The 15,716-nt window shown below is 64.9% G+C and carries 12 protein-coding genes and 1 pseudogene; 11 read left to right on the top strand and 2 right to left on the bottom strand.

Translation table 11 applies throughout. From position 1 onward, the window contains the following. Nucleotides 1-95: 95 nt before the first annotated feature. The 4 genes from ACQP1O_RS13455 (at nt 96) to ACQP1O_RS13470 (ending at nt 2,989) form a co-directional block, all read left to right on the top strand. Complete coding sequence (locus tag ACQP1O_RS13455; RefSeq protein ID WP_433566136.1) at nt 96-500, top strand: hypothetical protein; 405 nt, start codon at nt 96-98, stop codon at nt 498-500. Next, nucleotides 500-1,408 (top strand): alpha/beta fold hydrolase, encoded by a 909-nt coding sequence (locus ACQP1O_RS13460; protein WP_433566137.1) that lies wholly within the window; start codon nt 500-502, stop codon nt 1,406-1,408. The genes ACQP1O_RS13455 and ACQP1O_RS13460 overlap by 1 nt, the downstream gene beginning before the upstream one ends. Nucleotides 1,409-1,544: 136 nt before the next feature. Next, nucleotides 1,545-2,375, top strand: a complete 831-nt coding sequence (locus tag ACQP1O_RS13465) for an SDR family NAD(P)-dependent oxidoreductase (RefSeq protein WP_433567673.1) — start codon at nt 1,545-1,547, stop codon at nt 2,373-2,375. Nucleotides 2,376-2,530: 155 nt separating this feature from the next. After that, nucleotides 2,531-2,989 carry a hypothetical protein gene (locus ACQP1O_RS13470; RefSeq protein ID WP_433566138.1) on the top strand — a complete coding sequence of 153 codons (459 nt, stop codon included), beginning with the start codon at nt 2,531-2,533 and terminating at the stop codon, nt 2,987-2,989. Between the two features lie 195 nt (nt 2,990-3,184). On the opposite strand, the gene ACQP1O_RS13475 is transcribed toward ACQP1O_RS13470, so the two are convergent. Further along, nucleotides 3,185-3,982, bottom strand: coding sequence for a hypothetical protein (locus ACQP1O_RS13475; protein ID WP_433566139.1), 798 nt, complete (start codon nt 3,980-3,982; stop codon nt 3,185-3,187). Between the two features lie 106 nt (nt 3,983-4,088). Beyond that, nucleotides 4,089-4,393, bottom strand: a pseudogene (locus ACQP1O_RS13480) (MbtH family protein). Between the two features lie 2,692 nt (nt 4,394-7,085). Here ACQP1O_RS13480 and ACQP1O_RS13485 point away from each other — a divergent pair. From ACQP1O_RS13485 to ACQP1O_RS13515, 7 genes are all read left to right on the top strand, one after another. Then, nucleotides 7,086-7,328, top strand: a complete 243-nt coding sequence (locus ACQP1O_RS13485) for an MbtH family protein (protein WP_433566140.1) — start codon at nt 7,086-7,088, stop codon at nt 7,326-7,328. Between the two features lie 315 nt (nt 7,329-7,643). Continuing rightward, nucleotides 7,644-8,282, top strand: coding sequence for a hypothetical protein (locus ACQP1O_RS13490; RefSeq protein ID WP_433566141.1), 639 nt, complete (start codon nt 7,644-7,646; stop codon nt 8,280-8,282). 350 nt (nt 8,283-8,632) lie between these two features. Beyond that, nucleotides 8,633-10,015: a wax ester/triacylglycerol synthase domain-containing protein gene (locus tag ACQP1O_RS13495; RefSeq protein ID WP_433566142.1), complete on the top strand. Its 1,383-nt coding sequence runs from the start codon at nt 8,633-8,635 to the stop codon at nt 10,013-10,015. Between the two features lie 324 nt (nt 10,016-10,339). Next, entirely contained in the window at nt 10,340-10,786 is a 447-nt protein-coding gene (locus tag ACQP1O_RS13500) for a hypothetical protein (RefSeq protein WP_433566143.1), read from the top strand. 285 nt (nt 10,787-11,071) lie between these two features. Continuing rightward, nucleotides 11,072-12,718 carry a serine/threonine-protein kinase gene (locus tag ACQP1O_RS13505; RefSeq protein ID WP_433566144.1) on the top strand — a complete coding sequence of 549 codons (1,647 nt, stop codon included), beginning with the start codon at nt 11,072-11,074 and terminating at the stop codon, nt 12,716-12,718. Then, on the top strand, nt 12,715-14,214 hold the full coding sequence (locus ACQP1O_RS13510; RefSeq protein WP_433566145.1) for a serine/threonine-protein kinase: 1,500 nt from the start codon (nt 12,715-12,717) through the stop codon (nt 14,212-14,214). The genes ACQP1O_RS13505 and ACQP1O_RS13510 overlap by 4 nt, the downstream gene beginning before the upstream one ends. A 29-nt stretch (nt 14,215-14,243) precedes the next feature. Continuing rightward, nucleotides 14,244-15,716 (top strand): serine/threonine-protein kinase, encoded by a 1,473-nt coding sequence (locus tag ACQP1O_RS13515; protein WP_433566146.1) that lies wholly within the window; start codon nt 14,244-14,246, stop codon nt 15,714-15,716.

A 15,716-nucleotide genomic window follows, 5' to 3' on the forward strand; every position in this document is an offset into this window, starting at 1 on the left:
AGACAGGATTACGTCACCTCGACGTCAACTGACTGATTCGGCCGCCTGCCCACGGCGGCGAGGGTATTTCCATGGCTACTACCTGTTTTCACCTCATGTCCACCTTGTCTCCCGCCGAGGTCATGGACGTGCTCACCGAGTTCGGACCCACCCGGCCCGAAGTGTGGCCGAGCATCGACGCCGAGCATTTCGTCGTCCACGACCGCGGAGAGGACTGGGCGGAGGTCACCGAAGGCACGGCCGCCGCATGGGAACGCGCCCGCTACGAGTGGACCCCGGGCGGTGACACCGTCACCGTCACAACCCTGGATTCCAAGCTCTTCGGCGCGGGCGGCGGCTGGGTCTTCCGAATCACGCCCGACCTGCCCGGGTGCCGCATCGATGTCGAGCTGACCCGAACCCCTCAGGCGTTCAAGGGCAAGATCCTCGCGGCGCTGCTGCCGCTGGTCGGCCCATCCTCACTGCGCAAGTCCCTCGCCACTCCGCTGCGGGCAGCGTGATGTCCGCACCGAACCCGGCCCAGGTCAGCGGACCGCTCGCACCTGGCGTCCACACCTTCGATTCCGACGGTATTTCCCAGCGGTATCACGTGTACGGGAGTGGGCCCGTCTGCATCGCCCACCCCGGCGGCCCCGGGATCTTCTGGGAGTACCTCCGTATGCCCGCGCTCGAGGAACACCTGACCATGGTGTACGTCGAGGCGCTCGGCACCGGTGAATCCGGCCGCTTGCCCACCCATCCGCACGGCTACACCCGCGAGCGGTACAGCCTTGCGCTGCAACGGCTTATCGAACGCCTGAACGTTCCCGAGGTGTACCTGCTCGGGCACTCGCACGGGGCGTTCGTCGCCGCGTATCACGCGATCCACCGACCGGCCCGGCTGGCGGGCGTCGTCCTGTACGAGGGCGCACCGGTCACCGGTCCCGAACACGGGGCCGAGGCCGGACACCGCCTTCAGGAGTTCGCCGCCGCGCACGCGGATCGGCCCGAACTGCACGAGGTGCTCGCGGCCTTCGGTGCAATGCAGGCGATTTCGAGCGACGAACAGACCCTCGCGGTCGCGCGCGGCATCCTGCCGTCCTATTTCGCCGACTACTGGGGCGACGAGCAGCGGTGGGCCGCCTTCCGAAAAGGGCTGCGGGCCAACTACATCTCGGGACTGGCGGCGGACCTGACCCCCGATCTCGTCGACGACCGGGAGGAGCTGCCGAACCTGACCATCCCAGCCCTGGTCATCGTGGGCCGCCACGATGTCATCTGCGGTCCGCGCTGGGGACAGGAACTGCACGAACTGATCCCCAATTCGCGACTGGTCGTGCTGGAGCACAGTGGGCACATGGGGCATCTGGAGGAGCCGCGGCGTTTCGCGCACGCGGTCCGGGATTTCGTCTTCTCATCCAAGGAATGAGCGATGTGCCCTGGGCATCGATGAGGTGGGCGGCGAGCCCCGCGCCGCCGCCCTCGAACTTGTCGCCGCTCTCGCCGACGGCACCGTCACACCCACCGGCGACGCCGTCATCGCACTCGGAAAGGTATTGCGCACCATGGGAACACTTGATGGCAAGGTCGCCATTGTCTCCGGCGCGGGCCGCGGCATCGGCCGTGAGATCGCACTGAAACTCGCGTTCGAAGGCGCGTCCGTCGTGGTCAACGATCTCGACGCCGGACCCGCCGAGGAAACTGTCGCCGCGATCGAGGCCGCGGGCGGTAAGGCTGTCGAATGCGTTGGCAGCGTCACCGAGGAGGGCTTCGCCGAACGCTTCGTACAGACCGCGGTCGACTTCTTCGGCGGGCTCGACATCATCATCAATAATGCGGGCTACACCTGGGATTCGGTGATCCAGAGGATGACCGACGAGCAGTGGGACGCCATCCTCGACGTGCACCTCAAGGCCCCGTTCCGGATTCTGCGCGCCGCTCAGCCGGTGATCGCCGCGCAGGCGAAGCAAGCGAAGGGTGCGGGGGAGCCGATCCCGTGCCGCAAGGTTGTGAACATCTCCTCGATAGTCGGCACCGGAGGCAATGCGGGACAGGCCAATTACTCCGCGGCCAAGGCGGGTATCACCGGCCTGACCAAGACCATCGCCAAGGAGTGGGGCCGCTACAACGTCACGGTCAACACCGTGGCATTCGGCCTCATCAAGACCCGCCTCACCGATGCCTCGGCCAGCGGTGACGGCACCATCGACATCGAGGGCCGCAAACTCAAAGCCGGCGCGGACCCGCAGCTGTTCTCCGCCATGGTGCAGACGATCCCGCTCGGCCGCGCGGGCACCCCGTGCGAGGCGGCCGGCGCCGTCTACCTGCTCTGCACCCCCGAATCCAACTACGTCAGCGGGCAGACCCTCATCTGCGGCGGCGGCTTCACCATCTGAGGACCCGACACGTGTGCACCCCTGCCTACCGATCCGAAAAGGGCTGCAGGCCAAGCACATCTCGGTATTGGCTGCGGACTTGACTCCGACCGTTCGCCGGGGCGGGTGCGCCGGAGGGCATTCCGGCGCACGACCTCGCTACATCATCGAGCTGGATGGTGGAGCGCAATCTGTTCATCGACGGTCACCGGGCCTGGAACGCTTCGACGCTGTCGGTGACGGCGCCGTGCGGGCTGGGGCTCGTGCACCGCGGGCCCGATCGCGACGTGTGCGAGCAACCCCGGCAGGTCGATGCCCAGATGCCGGGTAACCTCACACAGCGCGTTGTCGAGTGCCGCCCGCATGGGCCCCGGCTGGGGGTGCAGCCGGACAATGGTGCCCGCGTAGCGGATTTCGACGTGGCAGACCTTGTCACCGCGGGCGCACCCGGCGACGGGCCGCGGTGCACCGATGACGACGTGGGCCTCACCGCCGGGTCGTGCAGAATGCCGGCAGAACCGGTTTCGAGCGTCCGGGTCGTGAACTTGCCGCGCACGCGGGCGGACCGAAACGTCACCCGCGAACGCGACTCGCCGAGGTCTGGGCTCCAGTTTTGGGAGGCCAGGACGGTGTGAATGCATCCGCGGGTGTGGTTTCGGTGGTGGCCTATCCCTGCCAGGCCGTGCCCGAGGCGGTTCGATCCTCTTATGGCAGAACATATTCCGCGATAATCGACCGCTGCGGTCGGCAGGCAGGGATCCGGTCGGTATCTGCGGTGTGGTCAGGCTCTCGAAATCCTTCGAACGGTCCCAGGAGCCGTCTTCCAGGTGTCAATCGGCGACCGCCCGTGGCGGTGCGCTGAGTGCATGCACCGCACCGAGAGATGCGCCTATGCCGGCACCGAAGGCCGCAATCGGAACCTCCATGAGGGCCGCACCGTAGGCAGCACCTACGGGAACCGCCGCAAGGCCGATCGGCGCAAATGGCAGGCCGATCACCGTACCCATCATGCCGCCGACGACCCCACCGAACAGCCCGAAGGGGCTCGCCGCCACCGCCCCTGCCGCGATGCCGACCGCAGCGCCGCCGATAATTTCTCCTGCGACCCGGTCGGACCGGCTGCGCTCCATTCCGATCGAGTCGAGGAAGGTTGCCGTGGCAGCCTCGGCTTGGGCGGCGCCATCGTTCAGCTGGATCGCCTGCTCGCGATTCAGCCACTCCGGTGAATCGACTTGCACGTCACCGAAGCGCAATTTGCCGGCCGGGGGCGCAATTGGCGGCACCGGGGCTACCGGCACGGGCAGATGCAACTCTCCCAAGGGAGCGAGGTACTTGTTCTCCGGCATCGGCCGCGCCCACTGCAGCGAACTCAGCGTGTTATCTGGAATCCGAAGCCCCTGGTACGGATGCACATTGGGTGCTTCAGCCGCGGGCCACTGCACCGGCTGGTCGGATCGAGGCTGGTCGCCCTGGAGCCCGTCGGGCTGCGATCCGTCAGGCTGAGTCCGGCCGGGCCGAGACGGGTCGGCCAGACGCTGGTCCTGTCGAGACTGGTCGGGCTGCGACACTTCGGTGCTCTCGGTGTGCGCGGCGTTCGCGGGTCCGGTTCCCGCCAGCCCCAATGTCACCGGGGCTACTCCCACGACGGCCAACGACGCCAATTTGTATCGGGGCTGGTGGGGGGCTCTATGTTTGCCCGTGCTCATGGATCGCCTTTCATGTGGAAAGAGAATTTCAGCTCCTACGCCACATCGGCCGGTGGCGAGTGTAATCGCGCGTACGTTCTGATTCGACCTCGAGTCGAGCCTGGGTAACCTGAGCTGCTGCGGCATCGGCAGATATCGACTGTCTGAGAGTTTCGGACGCATATCAGTCCGGTTGTTCTCGATGTATTCCAAGCAGGCGTTTCGGCTGTCCTCGACGAACGCTCGATGCTACCCTCTCGGGATATCAGCAAGGGTTGGCCACAGGCAATACTGTTCTTCTTCGTTGAGAACGGAGAACCGGTCGTCTTCGTCGTCGAATTGGTTCGTGCTCATTTCACCTCACCGTATACTGGAATTGTTTTCGGATGTATGGCGTCCGCTCCGTGCTGTAGAATTCCGGACAAAATCAACTGGACCTGCCGAAGAGCAATTGCGGCATCGATCGCGTCGTACAGCAGATGGCCTGAAGCACGGCTGGATCAAAACCACTATCATCTTCTCCATCTGTGTGAGTCGACACCCCCGCAGATCACGCCCGCGAACCGCGCGGCATTGGGCAACCGCTGAAATCGCAGCCGTCAGCGACGCACGGATGGGAACCGACGGAAATCTATCGACCGCCGACCGGGACGTCAAGCATTGCCACACAGCTGGCGTGTCACATGGCTTATTCGTGCAAAACGGGCAAAATGCGGATATTGGCCATAGCGTGCACGCACGGGGGGTGATTCGTAATTGCGGAGCCAGCGGTGGGGTTCACGCGATGAAGCTCAAAGGCAATCTCTGACCGCGAAGACCTCATGCAATTCGGTTCCAGTCAGAATCTGATCTTGACCTGTTTGTACGAGAAGTCCCTGTAGCCTCGTCGTTCATCGGCACTCGTTCATCGGCATCGGGCGACGGAAGGGCAATACTGTGGCGAGTTCACCAGACCACCGGTAATCGTCGAGTGTGGTCGGCTCTTTCACGGATCCGGACCGCACGCGCCCGGACGTCACGGACCCCACCGAGCAATAGCAACACCCGTCGCAGATCGCCGTGACGGCTGGCGGGTAGCTCTGGCGCTTCCTCAGGCGTGCCGACATCAGATCCGAGACGGTCTGCGATCCCGCTGTCACCCACTTGCCGCCGTTCCCCCGGTCCGTCCGCGCACGTCGCCGTGCACGCACGTTCGCACCCTCAGGATTCATAGCGGATGACTCTAGTCGTTCGGTAGTGCCTGGTTGTGGATTTGCAGGATAAAGGCACATCGAATCCTTGAAATTCCTGGCGGGTCTCGGGGGTCGGGCCGACTCGGCGAGTCCACCCGCCGGCCCAGCGCTCTGCGGCAGAACCTCGAGGTGGTGGCCGGCGCAATCTCGACGCGAATCCGACCCAGCCGAGTTGTTTCGCTCGAATTGTCCGATTGGGGACCATGCTCAAAGCGGCAGCCGCGCGCTGGGGCATGATGGCCGTCAGCGTTTGCCGCCCATCATGAGCCAGCCGAACAACAGGCCTAGAAGCGTCCAGATAGAAATCACCTCGGCGATCACCACAATGCTCATGCGATCACAGCTTTCATCGAGCGGCCTCCGAACACGAGCCGAAACTGTCTTTGGGATATATCGACGGCTCCGACGGCGAGTCATTCGGTGGTGGCATCGGAATTCTTTTCCGCATGAAGTGCTCTCGGGTGCATTTCTACGGACCCGAGCGCACCACCCTGCGGAACTCACGAAAGGTCGCTGCACACCAGCACATTGCGTGCCAGGTCCTCCAGGCTCCGTCTAGCGCGCACCGCTGACCAGGGGTCTTTGGCGAACAGTCCCGGATAGCGTTCACAGTAGGCAATGAAGGTAGATCTTTCGGTAACCCAGACAACCTGGAAATCGTTGAATGTTACGTGCTCGGCGTACACTGCGCTCCGTCCATGCAATCGGCACCTAGACTTGCCTAGACACTTGTCCTCGAGTTGACGTGCGAATCGGTGGAACAGGCGGTAACGGGGTGCTCCCACCGGCTCGGATGAATTGGTTGCCGACTCGCGATTCGAGCCTCGGCCACCACTGTCTCCCATCACGACAGTCCGACGCCTCCCAAGTTCAACGCCTCCCGATCGGTGAACATGTTTCCCCCGAGCGGTGGTGTCGGGGATAGGCGACACCACCGCGACGTTGCGGAGCTTAGAAGGGCGTTCATTCCACAACATCAGGATCCGCCTGAGGGGATAGCGGATCATTCGCCACATTACAGCTGTTGGGCAATATTTGATGGATAAAGAGGAAAGGCTTCCTTTTTGTCGGATTGGTGACCGTCTATCCGGACGAAACACCCGCAGACTCGATCCGGGGATTCCGGCAAACCTGCCAGTCACCCTGCGTCCGAGAGGGATCGACAATGCCGGAACCATCCCATTGTGTTAGCTGGAAGATGGCCTTGCGAGCGTGCTGTGCGCCTGCTGCACGGCCTCGGTGGCCGGCTTCGGCAGCGCCTCGTGAGACTTCGGATCGGCCGGGACGCGCAGATCGGCGGCTTCGGCGAGGCGGATGCTGAGAGTCTTTTCCGGGGGCAGGGACAGCCTCCCGTGTTCGTTGCAACCTTTCCCATAAACTCCGACTGCTCGCGCAGCTCGCAGTTTCCCTTCCCGAACTCCCGCAATCGCGAGCGGCACCAGCCAAGCCCACGACTTCTACACAACCTTACGAACCAGTTCCCCTGGTGCGCACCCTATGTCCAATTTTCAGATTTTGTCCGTTTTGCACGAACAAGCCATGTGACACGCCAGCTGTGTGGCAATGCTTGACGCCCTGGTCCATGGTGTATAGGTTTCCGGTCGGTTCCCATCCGTGCGTCGTGCGGCGGTACGGAACACCGTGCAGTTCGCAGGCATGATCTGCGGGAAGTATGGACTCGCACGGACAGAGATGACGATGGTGTTGATCTAGTCATCCCTGGTGCGTACATGCCATGTACGCACCAGGGATGATTGTCTTGCTCCTGGCCACCTGCTACACGAAGCAATCAATGCTGCAATTGTGAGGCGAAAATGAGCACCAACCCATTCGACGACGAAGACGGCAGGTTCTCCGTTCTGATCAACGACGAAGAACAGTATTGCCTGTGGCCAAGCTTTGCCGATATCCCGGACGGGTGGCGTCGAGCGTTCGGCGAGGACAGCCGAGACGCCTGCATGGAATACATCGAGAAGAATTGGACTGATATGCGTCCGAAATCCCTGAGACAGTCGATATCCGCCGATGCCGCAGCAGTTCAGGTCGCCGAGGCTTGACCGGAGATCGAATGAGCGCGTACGTGCGATAAGACGATAGTGCCATGGCAGTCGGCGCAGACCACGAGGGTCTGCGCCGCCGATTCGCCATAGCCGTGCCCTCGTTCTGGTGATGAAGCGGGATCAAGGCATGGCCGATCGGCGCAAGCAGTTCGCGGGCATCCGTATCCGCCCGGCATGCCGGTCCGAATCTCTTGCACAACTCATCAGAAGTCGAAAGAGAGGTCATTCATGGCAGGACAGCATCTCGCTCGTTCGACCAACCGGTTCGGGCGTGCTGGATCACTACTGGTCCTCGCGACGGTTCCGTTGTCGGTGGCGCTGTTCGAGATCCCCCCGGCGTCGGCGGACGCGAGCACTTCGCCGACGGCGACCAGTCGCAACGATATGAGCGGGAAGCGGGCCGTTCCCGATGGCAGCCTCGCCCCGGTCGACCCGTCCAGTCTGCACCTGCCAACGACCCTCGCCCCGCCCGTCGCGCCGATCCAGGCGCCGGACGGGACCATTCGCATCGGCTCTGTTTCGATCGGACGGCCGGACTGGGTCGACCCCGGGATGATCGAAGGGATCAACGATTCCTACGGGCAGACGGAGGCCATGTTGGCCCAGGGATTCGACTCGGTCGGATTCGCGCCCACACGGTCGGACCGGATGGCCGCCGACGCGCTCGCCGGTGCGCTCGCAGGCAATGTGGTGGCGGGGGTCGTTACCAGTCCCTTGACCTCCACCAGTGCAATGATCGGTGCCGTCGCTGGTTTCATTGCCGGTATTCCCTTCCTTCCGGCGGGCTTGGTGGTCGTACCGGTACTCGGCGCTGCCATCGGTGCCGCAGTGTTCGCGGTCCCAGCGGCGGTGGTCGGTTCCGCAATCGGGGCAGGGGTGGGTGCCCTTGTAGGTGCGCTGGAACCCGCGACACCGAACCTGCCCGCCGATCAGCCGGCGCTGCAGGCATAGCCGGTATCGATCGTCGATTTCGGCAACGCTGGATTCGAATTTTCACCGGTCGGCGCGGTTTGAACAACGCCCAGCCGGGTCCGCAGAAAACGGCCGGCCATCGGTGTTTCGTCGATGACCGGCCGTTTTCGTGCAACAACGCTGCCGGTGGGGCGCGGCGATTCGGTCTCTGCAGTTCGAGGACGGTCCGGTGACCTTCTGCCCTCCCGATCATCCGTTCGGTGGAGTCACAGTGAACTGGAGGACATGCTCTGCGGGTACGAGATTCGGAGTGCGCCGAGCGGTTCCAGGGTCTCGGATCGGCAGGACCGGCCGACGGCGCGGGCAGTTACCTACGGATGGCGCGGACAATGGCTTCACTCGACTCCCATATGACACAGTCGGACCTCTTCACATGGAGCATGGAGCAGGACCCGAGCCTTCGTTCCACGATCGTGTCGGTGCTGTTGCTGGACGCCGAACCGGACTGGAATCGGTTGCTGCGCATGATCGATCGGGGAACGCGTGCGGTGCCGCGATTCCGGCATCGGCTGGTTGCGGTGCCGTTCGGTCTCGCACCCCCGCGGTGGACGCTGGATCCGGATTTCGACCTGTCGTGGCATGTGCGGCATTTCGACGTGGCGGCCCCCGCTGATCTGTCGTCGGTGCTGGAGTTCGCGCGCACCGAGGCGATGGCGGCGTTCGATCCCGCTCGGCCGCTGTGGCGATTCACCGTGCTCAGCGGTCTCGCCGGTGGCAAGAGCGCCGTTGTCCTGAAAGTGCACCACAGCCTCACCGACGGTCTCGGTGGTATCCAGATCGCCGGTGAGATACTCGATTTCGACCGCGCGGGAACCGAACGCGCGCAGATTCCGGAGTCGGCGCGCGCGACCGGGCGCGGTGTTCTAGGCGATATCGTGGCATGGAACTGGACGGTTGGCGCGGAACTGGTGCGCGGTGGGCTGTCGATCGTCCTGCCGGCACTCCGGCGGACGGTCACCGATCCGGTCGCGGCGCTCAAAGACGGTGCGGCGCTGGCCGGTTCGCTGCTGCGTCTCGCGTACCCCATCACCAGCACCCTGTCGCCACTGATGACCGAACGAACCCTGGGCCGGAGGCTGACGGTATTGGATGTGCCGCTCGACGCCCTGCGGCACGGCGCGCACCTCGCGGGCTGCACGGTCAACGATGCCTTCCTGGCCGGAGTGCTGATCGGTCTGCGCGCCTATCACGATCGCCACGGCGCGAAGGTGGACCAACTTCGGGTGGCCATGCCGATCAGTCTGCGGCGGGCCGCGGATCCGATCGGTGGAAACCGGATCACCTTGGCGCGCTTCGCTGTTCCGGTCGACATGGCCGAGGCCGCCGACCTCATGCACGCGCTCGACGCCACGGTCGAGGGGTGGAAGCGCGAACCGGCGATCCCGTTCTCGAATGCCGTCGCGGCGACCTTCAACCGGCTACCGGTCGGATTGCTCACCGAAATGTTCAAACACGTCGACTTCGTAGCCTCCGATGTCCGGGGCTCTCCGGTGGACCTCTATCTCGCCGGCGCGAAGGTCGATCGGATCTACCCCTTCGGCCCCACCACCGGCACCGCGTTCAACATCACCCTGATCTCGCACGTCGCCACCTGCTGCATCGGAATCAACTCCGACACCGGGGCTGTCCCCGATCCGGAGGACCTGACCGATTGCATCGCGGCCGGGTTCCGGACGGTCGCCGACCTCGACGCGGGCCTGCCCGACCGGTAGCCACGGGCCCAACCGAGCCCGCTGATGCCGGAGGCGAAACGGTGGTGAATCGAAAAAAGCTGCCGCACGGTGACTCTCGCGATGTACAGCGCATCGGATGCGAAATCGACTTCGGCGGTAGGGATCTCGAATGGGACTCTCGCGGGAAGTGTCGGAGGGGACGCACCCCTCATGCTCGGGGTGCGTGCCGAAGCGGGAAGGTGCCGAAAGTTCGCATCCGGTGACGTTCTGCCCTAGGCCCGATTGGGTGGCGGCCTGCAGTCTGATCGATGTCTGATGGTGAATAATCCATCAAGGCAACGGATTTCGGAAGGGTCTACGAAGATGAAACCTCTGTCTGAAACGCTGACGGAGCTCGCGGCCCGCGTCAAGCAGGTCGAGGACTCCTCGGATGCGCTACGTGACAAGAACCACGCGGCCTTGCAGGAACGCCATCGCGAGCTCGGAGTCGCGCTCGAACGGGAAAGCGGCGAGCTCGGGAACATCGGGACGGAGATGCGCGCGTCCGCGCATCGCTGGTGGGTGGAGGCCAGGGATTCGCTGCATCGTCAGATCGCCGCCATGCGTAGTGATTTCGACAGCTGGCAGGCCGAAGCAAAGGAGAAGAACCAGGAGAAGCTGACCCACGACGCCCAGGCCGACGCGCTCACCGCGGTCGCATTGGCCGGCTACTGCCTCGACGCGGCCGAATGGGCGGTCCTGCGGGCGGGCCTGCTCGCGGCGAAGCCGCTCAAAGGACACTCCGAGGACCAGCCGGTCGAGAAACCCTGAATACTCGCCGCTCGCTGCTCGGCGCGGTGTTCACGGCGCCCGGCAGCGGGGCACCACGACCGTGATCGGCTGCTCCGATGGGGCCGGGTGCATCGCAGGGTCGATGCGTCGGCCCTGGTCATGAGGCCATCGGGGGATCGAGGCGATCCGCCGTCCAGAAGCGGCTGGAAGGACGTCCACTTGGCTGTGCGGATCGTCGCCGCGGGCGGCGTCGGCGGGCTATGGTCGGGTATCGCAAGAAGGCGGTGACGTCCCTGCAACCTTTCGGGAGGCAGGCATACCGGCATGAGCCAGTCGGCGGCGGACTCGCGGGTAGGCACGATATTCGGGCACTACCAGCTGAAAAGGCTGCTCGGGCTCGGTGGCGTGGGGGACGTCTACGAGGCGTACGACACCGTCAAGGACCGTACGGTCGCGCTCGAGCTGGTGCCCGGAGACCTGGCCGCCGACCTGCACTACCGGGAGCAATTCCGCCGCGAATCACGTCTCGCGGCGCGTTTGCAGGAACCGCATATCGTTCCGATTCACGACTTCGGCGAGATCGACGGATTGCTCTACATCGACCGGCGGCTGGTTCGCGGTGATGACCTCGGAACGCTGCTCGCCCGGCACGGCCCGATGGATGCGGCCACCGCGGTGGCCGTGGTCGGTCAGGTTGCGGCGGCGCTGGATGCGGCGCATGCCGACGGGCTGATCCACGGCGACGTCGAGCCCGCCAATATTCTTGTCGGCGACGACGACTTCGCCTATCTGGTCGACTTCGGTATCGGCCGCCCGGTTGCCGGCTCCGGATCCACCGACCGGGACACGCGGGCAGGAATCTCTGCTTACACGTCTCCAGAAGCCTTGCAGGACAAAGAGATCACCAGCAGAGCTGACATCTACTCACTGGCGTGTGTTCTCCACGCATGCCTCACCGGCACCCGCCCGTACCCCGGCGGCAGTGCCGAAGCGGGGGTCAGTGCCCATCTGTTCGAACCGATTCCGCGTCCCAGCGTGGTGCATCCGGGAACTCCGGCGGCGTTCGATGCGATTATCGCGCGGGGCACGGCCGCGGAGCCTGCCGACCGTTACCCGACAGCGGGCGAGCTGGCCCGCGCCGCCCGCGATGCGCTCGACAGCACCGAGCAGCAGTCGGCCGCCACGATCCTGGGCGACACCGAGGCCGCGCGCATCGCCACCGAAGCATCGCCCGCCGCCACCACCGAGGCCGCGCCCATCGCCACCGACGCAATGCGGGCGCCGGAGTTCGAGGCGACCGAAGTGGGTGGTGGTTCATCAGTGACCCTCGCTCCGCAGCCGCAGCCGCAGCCGCAGCCGCAGCCGCAGCCGCAGCCGCAGCCGCAGCCGCAGCCGCAGCCGCAGCCGCAGCCGTCACCGGCCCGGCCCGCTCTGTCGAAACGGCACGCGGGGATCGTCGTTCTGGCGGCGGTCGTGGTGGCTGCCACCCTCACGCTGGCGGGAGACGCTGCGCCAGTGCCGAATCGGTACTCGGCTGCCGACCTGCGACTGCTCGAGCTCGTCCCCACCGGATACACCCGAGCGAATTGTTTGCACGATGCCGGGCATTCGCAGGCTTCGGTGCAGGTGGATGCCTTGTATTGCCGGCCTGCGGCCGGGGTCCCGGCGGCCCGATTCTTTCTGTTTCCCACCGTGGATCTGGTTCGCGCGTTCTACAAGGTCGTCAGTCAGCAGGTACATCCCGCTCAGTGCGCCGATGGTTCGCAAGGGGGCGACTACTACAACGGCAACCGATCCGTGCGCGACGTCGTCGGCCAGTTCGGCTGCTTCGCCTCCGATGACGATCCCTCGGTTCCGGGGATCATCTGGAGTCACGAACCCGATCTCGCCGTGGGGATCGCGTACGCGGACAAGCCGGGCCACGCGAAGGAGTTACTCGGGTGGTGGAAGAGCCAGGGTGGTTTCCAATGAGCGAGAGGGCACGTAATTCGAAGGTAGGTACGGTATTCGGGCACTACCGGCTCGTGAAGTTGCTCGGCCGGGGCGGTATGGGCGAGGTCTACGAGGCTTACGACATCACCAAGGACCGCACGGTGGCGCTCAAGCTCCTGCCTGAAAACCTGGCAGCCGATGCCCGTTATCGGGAACGGTTTCGTCGCGAATCCCACACTGCCGCAAGGTTGTCGGAGCCGCATATCATTCCGATCCACGACTTCGGCGAGATCGACGGGCTGCTCTATATCGATATGCGCTTGATCCGTGGTGAGGATCTCGGCAGCATGTTGTCCCGCGACGGGCCGCTGCCGCCGACTCGGGCGGTGGGCATCATCGGCCAGATCGCGGCGGCCTTGGACGCGGCTCATGCCGACGGACTGATCCATCGGGATATCAAACCGGCCAATATTCTCGTCGCCGACGACGACTTCGCTTACCTGGTCGACTTCGGTATCGCTCGCTCGGCGACCGGTCCGGGATTGACCAGCACGGGCACCGCGATCGGAACCTATGCCTACATGGCGCCCGAACGATTCCGTAAAGGGGAGATCACTTCTCGCACCGATATCTATTCACTGGCCTGTGTGCTGCACGAATGTCTCACCGGGACAAGGCCTTTCCCGGGCAACAGTGTCCAGGTCGTGATCAAGGCACATTTGTTCGATCCGATCCCGCATCCCAGCCGGGCCCGCCGCGGCATCCCCGCCGCCTTCGATGACGTGATCGCGCGGGGAATGGCCAAAGACCCCGGCGACCGCTACGCCCGCGCAGGGGATCTGTTCCGGGCCGCACACGACGCTCTCGGTGACACCGACCGACACACTGCGGCCACCATCCTGGGCAGGAACCGTGCCCCGATCATCGGTGCACCGCGACAGCCGTCCGAACAGTTGCGGCCGCGGAAGCGGTGGCGCATCGGGACCTCCGTGGTGGCGGTGCTGCTGGTGATTTCCACCGCGGCTGGGATATGGCTGGCGAATCGTCCGAACCGAAACGGCACTACGGCAGCGATCACCGGGTCCGCGACACCTACAGCGGCCAAGCAGTTCACGCCTGCGGAGCTCGCGCTGGTGAAGCTGGCGCCGCCGGGAAACGACGAGCACACCTGCTCGCATGTCGATCCGCCTGCGGGTGGCACAGCCAAGCTCTACTGCGTGCCGGGCGGGAAACCGTTTGTCCGAGACGCCTTCTTCTCCCGGTACGGCACTGTCGGCGCACTTGGCGACGGCTATGCCCAATGGACCTCCGGGTACTCCGCCGGAGACGAGAAGTGCCCGGACGGAAGCACACCGGGCCCGTATACGGCGCACGGCCAGGACCAGGCGACCGGTCAGGTCGCCTGTCTGCCGACGCTCGCGGCAATCGTCTGGACCACGGAGCCCGATCTTGTCCTGAGCATCGTTTTCGGCAACGACATCGGGGACCTGCCGCAGCTGTTCGCCTGGTGGCAACAGCAGGTCGGATCCGCGTAGCGGAGGGCGCGGCAACTGTGAGTGGAGACATGAGCCAGGCGGCGCGAAATTCTCGGGTGGGCACGGTATTCGGGCACTACCGGCTCGTGAAGTTGCTCGGCCGCGGCGGTATGGGCGAGGTCTACGAGGCCCGCGACACGACCAAGGACCGCACGGTGGCACTCAAGTTGCTGCCCGAAGATCTGGCGGCCGACGACCGCTTCCGGGCGCGGTTCCGCCGCGAATCGCACACTGCCGCAAGGTTGTCGGAGCCACATATCATTCCGATCCACGACTACGGCGAGATCGACGGGCTGCTCTACATCGATATGCGCCTCATCCGCGGTGCGGACCTCGGCAGCCTGCTGTCCCGTGACGGTCCCATGCCACCGGCCCGGGCGGTGGGCATCATCGGCCAGATCGCGGCGGCATTGGACGCCGCGCACGCCGACGGACTGATCCATCGGGATATCAAACCGGCCAATATTCTCGTCACCGACGACGACTTCGCTTACCTCGTCGACTTCGGTATCGCCCGCTCGCCGACCGGTCCCGGATTGACCAGCACGGGCACCGCGGTCGGCACCTGCGCCTACATGGCACCCGAACGATTCCAGAGTGAAGAGGTCACCTCCCGGGCCGACATCTATTCGCTGGCGTGTGTTCTGCACGAGTGCCTCACCGGCACTAGCCCTTACGTAGGCGACGTTATCGAAAGGGTGATCAGTGCCCATCTGTTCGACCCGATCCCGCGTCCCAGTGTGGTGAATCCAGGGGTCCCGATTGCATTCGACGAGGTGATCGCGCGGGGCATGGCGAAGGATCCCGACGATCGTTTCGGGACGGCGGCGGAACTGGCGCGTGCTGCTCATCGCGCACTGCGCGGCGGGGATCAGCGAATGGTGGGTACGGTCCCGGACACTACGGCGGCCGCACCCACCGGCACCGAGCTGCCGGCCCGGCGCGGTCGATCGAAACGGCGCAGGTGGTTGATGGCTTCCGCGGCCGTGGTCGTGTCGGCGGCCGGCCTCGGGGTGTGGATCGGGGCTCGCCCGCCGAGCCCCCCGTGGGCCGGGACTTCGAAGCTGTCTGCCGCGGAGGTCGCTCTGCTGAAGCTGTTGCCTCCCGGGTACTCCCAGGACTCGTGTACGCCCGAATGGCCACCGACTCCGCGAATAGCATTGGCGCAGTTGCATTGTGCGGGCGGCGATCCTCCGGAATCGGTCCCGTCGGCTCGCTATCTTTCATTCGCCGACGTCACCTCGCTGCGCGATGCCTATGCGCTGTACGCCGACCACCTTCAGATCGTCGATTGCCCGGACGGCAGTCGGCCGCATTCCTTTACGGCGCCTGGGCGGGCCCAGCCGACCGGACAGGTCGGATGCTACCTATCCACCGATAGTCCGCCGATGGCCGGGATTTTCTGGACCTCGGAGCCCGATCTCGTCCTGGGATTCGCGGTTGGTCATTCCGACCGTGCGCAGCAATTGTTCGCCTGGTGGCAGCAGGTCTCGTCCAGGTGA

Origin of the sequence: Nocardia sp. CA-151230, assembly GCF_050942175.1 — a bacterium.
Taxonomy (GTDB): domain Bacteria; phylum Actinomycetota; class Actinomycetes; order Mycobacteriales; family Mycobacteriaceae; genus Nocardia.

What these genes read in the sequence shown, in the direction of transcription:
- ACQP1O_RS13495 (WP_433566142.1), top strand. Translation starts at nt 8,633, where the DNA reads ATGGCTTCACTCGACTCCCATATGACACAGTCGGACCTCTTCACATGG.
- ACQP1O_RS13470 (WP_433566138.1), top strand. Translation starts at nt 2,531, where the DNA reads ATGGTGGAGCGCAATCTGTTCATCGACGGTCACCGGGCCTGGAACGCT.
- ACQP1O_RS13465 (WP_433567673.1), top strand. Translation starts at nt 1,545, where the DNA reads ATGGGAACACTTGATGGCAAGGTCGCCATTGTCTCCGGCGCGGGCCGC.
- ACQP1O_RS13505 (WP_433566144.1), top strand. Translation starts at nt 11,072, where the DNA reads ATGAGCCAGTCGGCGGCGGACTCGCGGGTAGGCACGATATTCGGGCAC.
- ACQP1O_RS13515 (WP_433566146.1), top strand. Translation starts at nt 14,244, where the DNA reads ATGAGCCAGGCGGCGCGAAATTCTCGGGTGGGCACGGTATTCGGGCAC.
- ACQP1O_RS13455 (WP_433566136.1), top strand. Translation starts at nt 96, where the DNA reads ATGTCCACCTTGTCTCCCGCCGAGGTCATGGACGTGCTCACCGAGTTC.
- ACQP1O_RS13460 (WP_433566137.1), top strand. Translation starts at nt 500, where the DNA reads ATGTCCGCACCGAACCCGGCCCAGGTCAGCGGACCGCTCGCACCTGGC.
- ACQP1O_RS13500 (WP_433566143.1), top strand. Translation starts at nt 10,340, where the DNA reads ATGAAACCTCTGTCTGAAACGCTGACGGAGCTCGCGGCCCGCGTCAAG.
- ACQP1O_RS13510 (WP_433566145.1), top strand. Translation starts at nt 12,715, where the DNA reads ATGAGCGAGAGGGCACGTAATTCGAAGGTAGGTACGGTATTCGGGCAC.
- ACQP1O_RS13485 (WP_433566140.1), top strand. Translation starts at nt 7,086, where the DNA reads ATGAGCACCAACCCATTCGACGACGAAGACGGCAGGTTCTCCGTTCTG.